This is a genomic window from Streptomyces alfalfae (assembly GCF_004127445.1).
Lineage (GTDB): Bacteria > Actinomycetota > Actinomycetes > Streptomycetales > Streptomycetaceae > Streptomyces > Streptomyces alfalfae.
Map to the genome: position 1 here is coordinate 247,593 of NZ_QEXM01000051.1, position 12,494 is coordinate 260,086.

9 protein-coding genes are annotated in these 12,494 nt (G+C 72.9%); 6 read left to right on the plus strand and 3 right to left on the minus strand.

All coding sequences use genetic code 11. The annotated features are described in order from the left end of the window. Positions 1–528 precede the first annotated feature (528 nt). From DCW30_RS33100 to pgfA, 4 genes are all read left to right on the plus strand, one after another. Complete coding sequence (locus tag DCW30_RS33100; protein WP_162933593.1) at positions 529–1,563, plus strand: serine hydrolase; 1,035 nt, start codon at positions 529–531, stop codon at positions 1,561–1,563. Positions 1,564–1,744: 181 nt separating this feature from the next. Beyond that, positions 1,745–3,514 (plus strand): lytic transglycosylase domain-containing protein, encoded by a 1,770-nt coding sequence (locus DCW30_RS33105; RefSeq protein WP_076686789.1) that lies wholly within the window; start codon positions 1,745–1,747, stop codon positions 3,512–3,514. Positions 3,515–3,690: 176 nt separating this feature from the next. Continuing rightward, the gene (locus DCW30_RS33110) at positions 3,691–3,825 is read left to right on the plus strand and encodes an SPW_0924 family protein (RefSeq protein ID WP_103557509.1); all 135 of its coding nucleotides are present in this window, start codon (positions 3,691–3,693) and stop codon (positions 3,823–3,825) included. A gap of 41 nt (positions 3,826–3,866) precedes the next feature. Further along, on the plus strand, positions 3,867–4,865 hold the full coding sequence (gene pgfA / locus DCW30_RS33115; protein WP_076686790.1) for a cell envelope lipid trafficking protein PgfA: 999 nt from the start codon (positions 3,867–3,869) through the stop codon (positions 4,863–4,865). Here the strand turns inward: pgfA and hrpB are convergent. Together hrpB and DCW30_RS33125 are read right to left on the minus strand one after the other, a co-directional pair. Then, positions 4,862–7,414, minus strand: coding sequence for an ATP-dependent helicase HrpB (gene hrpB / locus DCW30_RS33120; protein ID WP_076686791.1), 2,553 nt, complete (start codon positions 7,412–7,414; stop codon positions 4,862–4,864). The two genes, pgfA and hrpB, sit on opposite strands and share 4 nt — an antisense overlap. Positions 7,415–7,418: 4 nt before the next feature. Beyond that, positions 7,419–8,240 carry a class I SAM-dependent methyltransferase gene (locus DCW30_RS33125; protein WP_103557510.1) on the minus strand — a complete coding sequence of 274 codons (822 nt, stop codon included), beginning with the start codon at positions 8,238–8,240 and terminating at the stop codon, positions 7,419–7,421. A gap of 342 nt (positions 8,241–8,582) precedes the next feature. On the opposite strand from DCW30_RS33125, the gene rpsA reads away from it, so the two are divergent. Next, the gene (gene rpsA, locus DCW30_RS33130; RefSeq protein ID WP_062780336.1) at positions 8,583–10,091 is read left to right on the plus strand and encodes a 30S ribosomal protein S1; all 1,509 of its coding nucleotides are present in this window, start codon (positions 8,583–8,585) and stop codon (positions 10,089–10,091) included. Positions 10,092–10,302: 211 nt separating this feature from the next. Here the strand turns inward: rpsA and DCW30_RS33135 are convergent, their stop codons facing one another. Beyond that, positions 10,303–11,274 (minus strand): right-handed parallel beta-helix repeat-containing protein, encoded by a 972-nt coding sequence (locus tag DCW30_RS33135; protein ID WP_076686792.1) that lies wholly within the window; start codon positions 11,272–11,274, stop codon positions 10,303–10,305. 247 nt (positions 11,275–11,521) lie between these two features. Between DCW30_RS33135 and DCW30_RS33140 the strand changes: the two genes are divergently transcribed. Continuing rightward, positions 11,522–12,460 (plus strand): PAC2 family protein, encoded by a 939-nt coding sequence (locus DCW30_RS33140; RefSeq protein WP_062780338.1) that lies wholly within the window; start codon positions 11,522–11,524, stop codon positions 12,458–12,460. The last annotated feature ends 34 nt before the right edge of the window (positions 12,461–12,494 follow it).

The following is a 12,494-nucleotide window of genomic DNA, read 5'->3' on the forward strand; positions in this document are numbered from 1 at the left end:
GCGGGTGCGTCGTGGCGGGCCGCGCAGTTCCCCGCGCCCCTGGTGGGCGTGGTTGTTGCGCCTGCCCGGGGGTGGAGGTGCCCTGTTTTGGGGGCGCGGGGAACTGCGCGAGCAACCCGGGCGTGCTTGCGGTCGAGCACGGACCTGCGGGCCCCCGCAGAGTCCCCGCCGGGGGTGTCGGTGTGATGTGTCTGCGGGTGCGTCGTGGCGGGCCGCGCAGTTTCCCGCGCCCCTGGTGGGCGCGGTTGTTGCCCCTGCCCGGGGGTGGAGGTGCCCTGTTTTGGGGGCGCGGGGAACTGCGCGAGCAACCCGGGCGTGCTTGCGGTCGAGCACGGACCTGCGGGCCCCCGCAGAGTCCCCGCCGGGGGTGTCGGTGTGATGTGTCTGCGGGCGCGTCGTGGCGGGCCGCGCAGTTCCCCGCGCCCCCCAGGCGCGGCTTTGGCGAGGCGTGGCTCTGGTGGGCGGGGATCTCACTCGCGTGGGTGCTGCCCTCGCGCCCGGGAGGGGCGGCGGGGCAAGGATGGCGGGATGAGCCCACGCCGTAGGAGCCGCCCGCCGAAGCGCCGCCGTTCCGTGCTCGCCGCGGTACTCGCCACGGCCCTCCTCACCCCGGTGCCGGCGACCGCCGCCGATGCGGGCCGGTCGCGGGGCGCTGGTACGGCGACCGCCGCGGACGCGGGCCGGCCGCGGGGCACCGCCGCGGCAACCGCGGCGACAGACGCCGCCCTGTGCACCACCGACCGGGACCGCACCCTCGCCGGCCGGATGACCCAGGACATCAGGGCGGCGCTGGCCCACCGCAGGGGCTCCGTCTCGCTCGCCATGTACGACCCCCGCACCCACACCGTCTGCCGGCTGGCGAACCACCGCCGCTACGACGCGGCCAGCGTCGCCAAGGTCCTGATGATGGAGGCCACGCTGCGCCGGGCGCAGGAGCGGCGGCGGCCCCTCACCGCCTGGGAGCGGGCGAGGGTCCGCCCCATGATCACCCGCTCGGACAACGAGGCCGCCCGGCGGCTCTGGGCCGACCTCGGCCACGCCTACCTCAAGCGGTTCCTGCGCGTCGCGAAGACGACCCGCACCACCCCGGGCTCGTACGGCTACTGGGGGCTGACCGCCACCACGGCCGCCGACCAGCTGCGGCTGCTGGGCGCGCTCGCCGACGACCGGGGGGTCCTCACGGCACGCGCGCGTGCGTACGGGCTGCGGCAGATGGCCGCCGTACGGCGCGACCAGCGCTGGGGCGTCACCGCGGGGATGCCGCGCGGCCTGCGCGCCCACCTCAAGAACGGCTGGCTGCCGCGTGCCAGGCACGGCTGGCGGGTGCACAGCATCGGCACGTTCACCGGCGGCGGCCGCACGTACCGCATGGCGATCCTCTCCCACGGCAATCCCTCGATGGCGTACGGCGTGCGTACCGTGGAGCGGGTCGCGCAGGCGGTGCACCGCAACCTCCACCGGGGGCGCGCCGCAAGCCAGGACTTCACCCCGGAGAGCGAGATCAGCGAGGTTCCGGACGGCTCGGCTCCGGCGGAGAGGCCGGGCGGCGGCCCGTTGACGTAACAGCCCTGTCGCGACCGCCGGTCAACCGGTAAAAACCGGGCACGAACGGGTGCCTGGGCGCCGGAAGTTGTCGTAGTGTCGCCAGGGTCACCCCATCGGGGAGCACGCGCGCAGGAAGGCGAGCGTGTACGGAGGTGGGGTCGGCGCGCAACGGTCTGCGAAGGGGAGGGGTGGCTCGGTCATGGCGCCGGTATTCGGCAGGCGGCTGCGGAGGGGAGCGGTGACCAGTGCGGTCGCCGCGGCGGCGGTGGCGGCGCTCGCCGCGTCGCAGGCCCCGGGTGTGACGGTCCCGCGCGACGGGACGGCGGCGGGAGCCGCGGACTCGCCCACCCCGGCGGGTGACTCGGCGACCGGTGACTCGCCCTACTACACGGATCTGCCGCCCCTGCACAGCCCCGTGCCGCCGACCGGAGCCCCGCCGAACGGCGGTGACAAGGAGGCGGAGGCCGGCCTGCCCGCCACCGTCCTCGACGCGTACAAGAAGGCCGAGTCGGCGCTCGCCGAGTCCAAGCCCGGCTGCAACCTGCCCTGGCAGCTGCTCGCCGCGATAGGCAAGGTCGAGTCGGGCCAGGCCCGCGGCGGCCGCGTCGACGCCGACGGCACGACGCTCAAGCCGATCCTCGGCCCGCCCCTCAACGGCATCGGCTTCGCGAAGATCACCGACACCGACGACGGCGCGTACGACGGCGACACGGTCCACGACCGCGCGGTCGGCCCCATGCAGTTCATTCCGTCGACGTGGGCGTTCGCGGGCCGGGACGGCAACAACGACGGCGAGAAGGACCCCAACAACATCTACGACGCGGCGCTCGCGGCCGGCCACTACCTGTGCGCCAACGACCGCGACCTGTCCGTCGACGACGACCTGCACAAGGCGATCCTGAGCTACAACCGTTCCACGGAGTACCTCAACACCGTCCTGTCGTGGCTGGAGTACTACCGCAAGGGCACCCACGAGGTCCCGGACGGCAGGGGCGTCCTGCCGGACGACCGCAGCGACGAGAACGTCCCCGGCGCGAGCCCGACGCCGGTCCCCTCCACCCCGCCGTCGACCACCCCGAAACCGGGCGGGTCGGACAAGTCGGACAAGCCGAAGGGCCCCGCCAAGCCTGAGAAGCCGAAGGACCCGACCACGCCGGGCGGCGGCGGCACCGGTCCCACCAAGCCCCCGTCCGGCGGCGGTTCCGAGACCCCCGGCCCGACCCCCTCGCCCACCGAGCGGGTCGCCCGCCTGGAGAACGCGGGCACCGGCAAGCTCGCCGCGACGGCGGGCGACGCCTTCGCCGGGCGCGTCTCTGTGCGCACGGAGGCCACGTCGGGCGCGGCCGTCGGCAAGGTCAAGGTGAAGTTCCGGGTCGTCGGCGACACCGACACCCGCTTCGAAGGCGGTGTGCGCAGCGTCTACGTCACCACCAACGCCGCCGGCAAGGCCACCGCTCCCGCGCTGAGGGCGGGCGAGAAGGCGGGCGCGTTCACCGTGCGGGCCACGGTCGTGGGCCGGAAGCTGCCGGGCCTCGACTTCGCCGCCGAGGTCACCGCGCGCCGGGCCGACGCCCTGAAGAGGACCAGCGACAAGGACCTGATGTGCGAGCCCGGCAAGGAGTTCGCGGACCGGGTCGAGGTCAAGGCCACGTACAAGGGCGAGGCCGCCGACGGTGTCGCGGCCACCGCCACCCTCGTCAAGTCCGCGGCGGACGCGTCCGTCAACGACAAGGGCCCCTACTTCAAGGACGCGGACGGCAAGCCGGTGCGGGCCCTGAAGGGCCTGAAGACCGACGGCGACGGCCTGTTGAAGCTGCCGAGGCTGTACGCGGACGACGCGGCGGGCACGTACGTGCTCCGCATCGTCACCGAGGGCGGCGCCACGCTCACCGTCGAACTGAAGGTGGCGCAGGCGGCGGCTCCGGACGCCACGACCGCCCCGGACGCGACGACCGAGCCCGCCGCCTGACCCGGCCCCGCCAGCCGCGGGACACCCGCGAACCCGGACAGGACCGCCCCCGCGCCGACCACGGCGCGGGGGCGGTCCTGTCGCGTGCGACGTGTTCTCATCTCGCCGCCGCGTTGCTACGGTGCCGGACCTGACGCCCTATCAGTTCCGGTCCGGATTCCGCCGGGAGGCCCCGTATGCGTGCCCTCATCGCCGCCGTCATCGGCCTCGCGGCAGCGTTCGCCCTGGTCCTGGTCGTGACGGCGATCGGCGCCTCGCCGGGCGAGACATCGCCGGAGCCGCTGCTCACCACGGTGCCCGAGCACCCGTAGCCACCGCCCAGAGCCCCGTAGACGGAGGGAGGGCCGCCGCGATGCGCCGCAAGGCAGGCCTCGTTCTGCTCGCCTTCGCCGTGTTCTTCACGGCGATGTCCCCGCTCATGCGCTGGTACGCCTTCCCGCGCCTCGCGAAGATCCCGCCGGGCCAGTACCAGGACGCGGTCCTGGAGGCGAAGAACCCGACCCTGATCGACTACGCCACGATGACCGCCAAGAAGATCGACAAGGTGACCATCGTGCAGACCCTCAAGGGCAACGTGGAGGCCTCCGAGAAGATCGAGGAGAGCACCGACCGCGACGTCGTGGTCTGGGACGCCCTCAGCTACGTCGAGGACGACAAGGGCAGGCCGGTCTCCAAGATCCCCGAGCGCTACATCTTCGACGCCCACAGCCAGGAGCCGGTGCACGCCGCCGGGGAGTCCGTCGACGGGGACCCGGTCAGACGCCAGGGCCTGGAGTTCAAGTGGCCGTTCCTGACCGAGAAGCGGGACTACGAGTACTTCGACGCGCAGGCCCGCGTCACCAAGCCCATCCACTACAAGGGGACGCGGACCTTCCGGGGCATGGAGGTCTACTACTTCGAACAGACCATCCCCTGGACGAAGGTGCCCTTCCCCAAGGTGATGCCGGTCAAGGGCATCACCGCCGCGTCGCTCGCCGAGACCGGCACCACACGCTGGTACACCACCGTCCGCAAGTTCTGGGTCGAGCCGGCCACCGGAGCGCCCGTCTACGGCGAGGAGATCCAGAAGAACGAGCTGCGCGGCGGCACGCTCCTGGGCGACCGCGACAGGCTCACGGTCTTCGAGGGGCACGTGAAGATGCGCGATGACTACATCGAGAGCACGGTCGACCTCGTGAAGTCCCAGCGCGTCCTGGTGCTCCTGCTGACCTCGTACCTGCCTTGGGGCTGCCTCGGCCTCGGGCTGCTCCTGCTCGCCCTCTCGCTCTGGCTGGAGGCCCGCGGCCGAGGTCGCGGCGGCCCCGGACCGACGGCCTCCAGCGACCCCGAACCGGAACCGGCCACGGCCTAGCCGCCGGCGTCCCGCAGCGCCTGGCGGGCCTTGGTGTGCCGGGTAGGCGCGGCGGTCGCGGGGTCCTCGGGCCACGGGTGCTTCGGGTACCGGCCGCGCAGCTCGGCACGGACCGCGCGGTAGCCCTCGCGCCAGAACGAGGCGAGGTCCGCCGTGACGGCCGCCGGCCGCCCCGCGGGGGAGAGCAGATGGACCTGGACGGGCACGGCCCCGTCCGCGATCCGCGGCGTCTCCGCGAGCCCGAACATCTCCTGGAGCTTCACCGCCAGGACGGGCCGCTCGGGATCGGCGTAGTCGAGCCGCACCCGCGACCCGCTCGGCACCTCAAGGCGCTCCGGGGCCAGCTCGTCCAGGCGCGCGGCCCGGCCCCCGGCCCACGGCAGCAGCCGCTGGAGGCACTGCCCCGCGTCGATCCTGCCGAGATCGGAGCGACGCCGCGCCCGCGAGAGCTCGGGCTCCAGCCACTCGTCCACGCGCGCGTGGAGGGCGTCCTCCGACACGTCGGGCCAGGGCGCGCCGAGATGCCGGTGCAGGAACGCCAGCCGCTCCCGCAGCTCACGCGCGCCCCGGGACCACTTCAGCAGCTCGGTCCCTTCCTCCCGCAGACCGCTCAGCAGGCCTTCTCGTACGAGACGGGGGTCCGGGTCACGGAGCGGGCGGGCGCTCAGCTCCACCGCTCCGAGGTACTCGACGTGCCGCGCCACCAAGTCACCTCCGGACCAGGCCACCTCGTCCCCCGCCCGGTACAGCGCCGCGGCGGCGCTCCGTGCGACGTCCTCGTCGACGGCGGCGGCGAGCAGCACGCGCGCGTGGCCGGCGCCGACGGGACGGTCCGCGGCGGCCACGGCCAGCCAGGGGGCGTCGGTCAGCGCCGATCCCGGCCGCAGCTCGGCACGGGTGCCGTTGGCCATGAGATAGGCCCCGCCATCGACCCGCCGAGCCACCCGCTCGGGAAAGGCGAGCGCCGCCACGGTCCCCTCCACGGCTCCGCCCCCGAGGGAGTCCGCCCTCCCGCCGGCCTGCCGCCCGGCAGCCGTCAAGGCCCCCGTCAGCCGCCTCGTCTCCGCGCGCCACCGCCCCGCGTACCCGTCCCCGCCCCGCCGCGCCGCCCGCCACGCCGCGCCCAGGTCGTCCCCGTACTCCCGCGGCGGTTCCTCGCTCAGCAGGGCGACGATTTCCGCGGCCTCACGCGTGCCCACCAGGGGTGCCGCGTCGAGCAGGGCGCGGGCCAGGCGCGGATGCAGGCCCACCCGGGCCAGCCGCGTGCCGCGCTCCGTGACCCGCCCCGTCTCCGCGTCCACCGCTCCCACCGCCGTGAGCACGCCCCGCGCCGCCGCCATCGCGCCGCCGGGCGGTGGGTCGAGCAGGGCGAGCCCGGAGGCGTCCGGATCGCCCCAGCAGGCCGCCTGGAGGGCGAACGCGGAGAGGTCGGCCACCTTGATCTCCGGCGCGGGGAAACGCGGCAGACGCCCGTCCTCGGCCTCCGCCCAGCAGCGGTACACGGCGCCCGATGCCTCACGTCCCGCCCGGCCCGCGCGCTGCCGCCCCGCCGCCTGCGAGGCACGCACCGTCGCCAGGGCGCTCAGCCCGCGCGCGTGGTCCACGCGCGGCTCGCGCGCCAGCCCGGAGTCCACGACCACCCGCACCCCGGGCACCGTCAACGACGATTCGGCCACAGACGTGGCGAGCACGACCCGGCGGCCCGCCGACCCGGCGAGGACCGCGTCCTGCACCGCGGCGGGAGCCCGCCCGTGCACCTGGAGCACCTCCACGCCCAGACCGTCCAGCTGCCCGGCCACCCGCGCGATCTCGCCGACCCCGGGCAGGAAGCACAGGACGTCACCGTCCCGCTCGGCGAGGGCCCGCCGCACCACGGACGCCACATGCGTGAGCAGCGCGGGGTCGACCCGCATGCCGTGCGGCGGCCGCACGGGAGCCGCGGGCGGCGCCCAGACCACCTCCACGGGGTGGCTGACGCCCCGCGCCTCCACCACGGGCGCGTCCCCGAGGACCCGCGCCCAGCCCGCCGCGTCGGTCGTCGCCGACGCGGCCACGAGGCGCAGCTCGGGCCGGAGCGCGGCCCGTACGTCGACGAGGAAGGCCGCCACGGTGTCGGCGTCCAGATGCCGCTCGTGGCACTCGTCGATGATCACGGCGTCCACGCCGGCCAGTTCCTGGTCCCGCTGGAGCCGCTGGAGCAGGACACCGGTCGTGACGACCTCCACGCGCGTGTGCGGGCCCACGACGCGCTCCCCGCGCACGGTGTAGCCGACGCGGTCGCCCGCCTTCTCGCCGAGCAGCCAGGCCATGCGCCGCGCGGCGGCCCGTGCGGCGATCCGCCGCGGCTCGGCGACGACGACACGGCGTACTCCGGCACAGGCGTCGTCCGGCGGGCCGGCCAGGCCCGCGAGCGCCAGCGGCACCAGCGTCGTCTTGCCGGTGCCGGGCGGCGCGCAGAGCACGGCGCTGCCGGGGCCCTCCAGAGCGGCGCGGAGGGCGGGCAGCGCCTCGCGGACGGGCAGGTTCAGTGCGGCGGCGTCAGGGATCACCCGGTCAGTCTCGTACGCACACGTAGATGGCCGTACCCGGGATCAGGTTGCCGCGCAGCGGGGACCAGCCGCCCCACTCCTGGGTGTTCCAGGCGGGCCACTCCGGCTCGACGATGTCGACCAGGCGGAAGCCGCCCGCGACGATGTCCCGCACCCGGTCGCCGAGGGTCCTGTGGTGCTCCACGTAGACGGCGTTGCCCTCCTCGTCCTGCTCCACGTACGGAGTGCGGTCGAAGTACGAGGCCGCCACGGACAGGCCCTCGGGGCCCGGCTCGTCGGGGAAGGCCCAGCGGATGGGGTGCGTGGCGGAGAAGACGAACCGGCCGCCGGGCCGCAGCACGCGGTGCACGTCTTTGAGGACGAGCACCGGGTCGGCGACGAAGGGCAGCGCGCCGTAGGCGGAGCAGGCCAGGTCGAAGGAGCCGTCCCGGAAGGGCAGCACCCCCGCGTCGGCCTGCACCAGCGGCACCGAGCCGCCGATCCGCAGCGCGTGCTGGAGCTGGCGGTGGGAGAGGTCGAGGGCGACGGGCCTGGCGCCCTGGGAGAGCAGCCAGCGCGAGCACTGGGCGGCGCCGGCGCCGATCTCCAGGATGTCCTTGCCCTTCAGCTCCTCGGGCGGACCGAGGAGCTCCGCCTCTACTTCGTCGAGCCCCTCGGGGCCCCACACGAAGCGGTCGTCGCCGAGGAACGTGCCGTGCTCGACCTGGTAGTCGTCGGCGTTCCGGTCCCACCAGCCGCGGTTGGCGCGGCTGCTCTCGGTGACGTCGGCGGCACGGCGGGTGGCTTCGGGCTCGGGCGGTTCGGGCTCTTGGATGATCGGCTCCATCGTCGTAATCTTCGTCGGACCGTCGCGAGGGCGCGCCGTGCGGCCCGTGTGGCCTCATGTGACAGGTTTTGTGCCGGGTATGCGGCGATCCGCCCCGGGTGTGCGTCTTCGCGCATTGACCCTGCCCGGCTGCCCCCGTATGCTACAAGTTGCGCTGCGAGCCTGCGCTCCTCAGACATAGCAGGCTGCGCTCGCGTCTGTTGTATGTCCCCTCGGTTGTCGAGGCGCCTTCCGCTCGCCGGAAGTCGCGCTTCCTAGGCTGTCCGGCTTCTGCAGAGCGAAATCGGCTCCCGGCGTTGCAGTACCTACGACTTCAATGTCCGTACCGGAGCCCTAACCCACATGACGAGCAGCACCGAGACCACCGCCACCACCCCGCAGGTAGCGGTCAACGACATCGGTAACGAGGAAGCCTTCCTCGCCGCGATCGACGAGACGATCAAGTATTTCAACGACGGCGACATCGTCGACGGCGTCATCGTGAAGGTCGACCGGGACGAGGTCCTGCTCGACATCGGTTACAAGACCGAAGGCGTCATCCCGAGCCGCGAGCTCTCCATCAAGCACGACGTCGACCCGAACGAGGTCGTCGCCGTCGGTGACGAGATCGAGGCCCTGGTTCTCCAGAAGGAGGACAAGGAAGGCCGTCTGATCCTGTCCAAGAAGCGCGCTCAGTACGAGCGTGCCTGGGGCACGATCGAGAAGATCAAGGAAGAAGACGGCATCGTCACCGGTACCGTCATCGAGGTCGTCAAGGGTGGTCTCATCCTCGACATCGGCCTCCGTGGCTTCCTGCCGGCCTCCCTCGTCGAGATGCGCCGCGTCCGCGACCTCCAGCCCTACGTGGGCAAGGAGCTCGAGGCCAAGATCATCGAGCTGGACAAGAACCGCAACAACGTGGTCCTGTCCCGCCGTGCCTGGCTCGAGCAGACCCAGAGCGAGGTCCGCCAGACCTTCCTCACGACCCTGCAGAAGGGCCAGGTCCGCTCCGGCGTCGTTTCCTCGATCGTCAACTTCGGCGCGTTCGTGGACCTCGGCGGCGTCGACGGTCTCGTGCACGTCTCCGAGCTTTCCTGGAAGCACATCGACCACCCCTCCGAGGTTGTCGAGGTCGGCCAGGAAGTCACCGTCGAGGTTCTCGACGTGGACATGGACCGCGAGCGCGTCTCCCTGTCGCTCAAGGCGACGCAGGAAGACCCGTGGCAGCAGTTCGCCCGCACGCACCAGATCGGGCAGGTCGTTCCCGGTAAGGTCACCAAGCTCGTTCCGTTCGGTGCGTTCGTGCGCGTCGACGAGGGCATCGAGGGCCTGGTCCACATCTCCGAGCTGGCCGAGCGCCACGTGGAGATCCCGGAGCAGGTCGTCCAGGTCAACGACGAGATCTTCGTCAAGGTCATCGACATCGACCTCGAGCGTCGCCGGATCTCGCTGTCGCTGAAGCAGGCCAACGAGTCCTTCGGCGCCGACCCGTCGGCCGTCGAGTTCGACCCGACCCTGTACGGCATGGCCGCGTCCTACGACGACCAGGGCAACTACATCTACCCGGAGGGCTTCGACCCCGAGACCAACGACTGGCTCGAGGGCTACGAGACCCAGCGCGAGGCCTGGGAGACCCAGTACGCCGAGGCGCAGCAGCGCTTCGAGCAGCACCAGGCTCAGGTCATCAAGTCCCGCGAGGCCGACGCGCAGGCCGAGGCCGAGGGTGCGGCGGCTCCGGCCGGCGCCGCTCCGGCCGCCTCCGGTGGCGGCGGCGGTTCGTACTCCTCGGAGTCGGACGACAACTCCGGCGCCCTGGCTTCGGACGAGGCGCTCGCCGCGCTTCGCGAGAAGCTGGCCGGTGGCCAGAGCTGAGGCTCGCCCCTGGGCGTAGCTGAATAGCGCTGCGGGCCCGCGTTCCCCTTCGGGGGGATGCGGGCCCGTTTCGTGTGCCGGGGGCTGTGCGTGGGGGCCTCTCGGGTGCGGAGGCCTTCGGCCGGCGGTTGGTGGGGGGCTTGTCGCGCAGTTCCCCGCGCCCCCGAGGGCTCGTCCCTGCGGGACCTCGCCCACTCGGGGCGGCGCTCTCCTACGGTGTGACCGGGATGTTCGTCAGGCCCTTGCCGCCCGTCACCGTGTTGCTGGCGTGGACCGTCGTCTTGCAGCTTCCGCTGTGGTTCGTCACGTTGATGGCGAGTTGCTTGCCGCCCGTCGCGCCCGTCAGGGTGGACCTGTTGCCGCGGAAGACCGTGCCGCAGCCCCAGCCGGGCTGCTGGGAGTGGGTCTCGTAGCCGTTGTTCGTGGTGTTCTTGCCGGTGTTGTTCTCGATGACGTAGCCGTTGCCCTTCACGTCGATCCACGAGTCGTCGTAGTGGACGCCGGTCAGGCCCTCGCCGTCGAAGGTGTTGCCCGAGACCGTGCCGCCGGTGGTGCCCTCCTTGATGTCGACCGCCTCGCCGCCGACGCCGGGGCCGATCGTGTTGCCGAGGATCCGGACGTTGTCGCTCTTGTCGGACAGCGTGTTGGCGGTGCCCACGTAGACGCCCTCGCCCATGCCGCGGCCGTCGTTGCCCGTGTCGTAGACGCGTGAATTCCTGATCACGCCGTCGCGGCTCGACTTGCGGAAGTGGACGCCCTCCATGTCGAGGCCGTGCACCGTGACGCCGTCCAGGACGACGCCGCGGGCCGAGTCGATCATGATGCCCTTCTGGCCGCCGGTGACGGTGATGCCCTTGACCGTCCAGTAGGCGGCCCCGTTCAGGTGCAGGCCGTAGCCGCCGCCTGCCTTGAGCACCGCCTTCGACGAGCCGGTCAGCGTGATGCGGGAGCCGGCGCTCGCCGCCACCGAGGTCGTGAAGTTCCCGGAGTAGCTTCCCTCGGCCAGGTGGATCGTGTCGCCGGGGGAGGCGCCGGTGAGCGCCGCCTTGAGCTGGGCCGCGGTGGACACCTCGATGGTCCGCGCGGGTGCCGCGCCGGGGGCGGCGGTGGCGCTCACGGCCAGGCCGGCGGTGGCGGCCGTCGCGGTCAGCAGGGCGGTGAGCAGTGTGCGTCGGGTGCGCATGGGGGGTGCCTTCCCGTCCGGAGGGGGCGTTCCCGCACGGTTCTCGTACATGAACGCCGGGTGTCCACATGAACGTAGGGGCGGGACATGTCCGCGTCAAGGTCTGGACCAGAGGTGCGTGCGAGGCGTCCGGGGGTGAACTGGGCGGCGCTGTCGGGGTGTTCACGGGGCGGAATCGCGGGGCGGGCGGGAATGTGCGGGCCGGACGGCTTGTTCTTCTTCAGGAACACGAGGAGGAGCGGTCACAGTGCTTGATCCGCAGGGTTTGTACGCATGGGAGCCGAAGGGCCTGGCCGTCGTCGACATGGCGCTGGCCCAGGAATCGGCCGGTCTTGTCATGCTCTACCACTTCGACGGCTACATCGATGCGGGCGAAACCGGCGACCAGATCGTCGAGCGGCTGACGGACAGCCTTCCCGGGCAGGTGGTGGCGCGGTTCGACCACGACCGGCTCGTCGACTACCGCGCCCGCCGTCCGCTGCTCACCTTCCGGCGCGACCGCTGGACCGACTACGAGGTCCCGACGCTCGACGTCCGGCTGCTCCAGGACGCCACGGGGGCGCCCTTCCTGCTGCTCTCCGGCCCCGAGCCGGACATCGAGTGGGAGCGGTTCGCGGCGGCCGTCAAGGAGATCGTGGAGCGGCTCGGCGTCCGCCTCGCGGTGAACTTCCACGGCATCCCGATGGGCGTGCCGCACACCCGCCCCGTGGGCCTCACCCCGCACGGCAACCGCACCGACCTGGTGCCGGGCCACCGCAGCCCCTTCGACGAGGCGCAGGTGCCGGGGAGCGCGGCCTCCCTGGTGGAGTACCGCCTCCTGGAAGCGGGGCACGACGTGCTGGGCCTCGCCGCCCACGTCCCGCACTACATCGCCCGCTCCGCGTACCCGGACGCGGCGCTCACCGTCCTTGAGGCGATCACCGCCGCGACCGGCCTGGTGCTGCCCGGCGCCGCGCACGGACTGCGCACCGAGGCCCACCGCACCCAGACCGAGATCGACCGGCAGATCCAGGAGGGCGACGAGGAACTGGTCGCGCTCGTCCAGGGCCTTGAGCACCAGTACGACGCCGCCGCGGGGGCCCAGGACCGCGGCAACATGCTGGCCGAACCGGCCGACATCCCCTCCGCCGACGAGATCGGCCGCGAGTTCGAGCGCTTCCTCGCCGAGCGGGAGGGCGAGGCGTGACACCGGGGCCCTGGGGTCGGTTGCCGGCCCGGGG

Coding starts and splice junctions, on each gene's coding strand:
- DCW30_RS33100 (WP_162933593.1), top strand. CDS start 529: ATGAGCCCACGCCGTAGGAGCCGCCCGCCGAAGCGCCGCCGTTCCGTG.
- DCW30_RS33105 (WP_076686789.1), top strand. CDS start 1,745: ATGGCGCCGGTATTCGGCAGGCGGCTGCGGAGGGGAGCGGTGACCAGT.
- DCW30_RS33110 (WP_103557509.1), top strand. CDS start 3,691: ATGCGTGCCCTCATCGCCGCCGTCATCGGCCTCGCGGCAGCGTTCGCC.
- pgfA (WP_076686790.1), top strand. CDS start 3,867: ATGCGCCGCAAGGCAGGCCTCGTTCTGCTCGCCTTCGCCGTGTTCTTC.
- DCW30_RS33125 (WP_103557510.1), bottom strand. CDS start 8,240: ATGGAGCCGATCATCCAAGAGCCCGAACCGCCCGAGCCCGAAGCCACC.
- rpsA (WP_062780336.1), top strand. CDS start 8,583: ATGACGAGCAGCACCGAGACCACCGCCACCACCCCGCAGGTAGCGGTC.
- DCW30_RS33135 (WP_076686792.1), bottom strand. CDS start 11,274: ATGCGCACCCGACGCACACTGCTCACCGCCCTGCTGACCGCGACGGCC.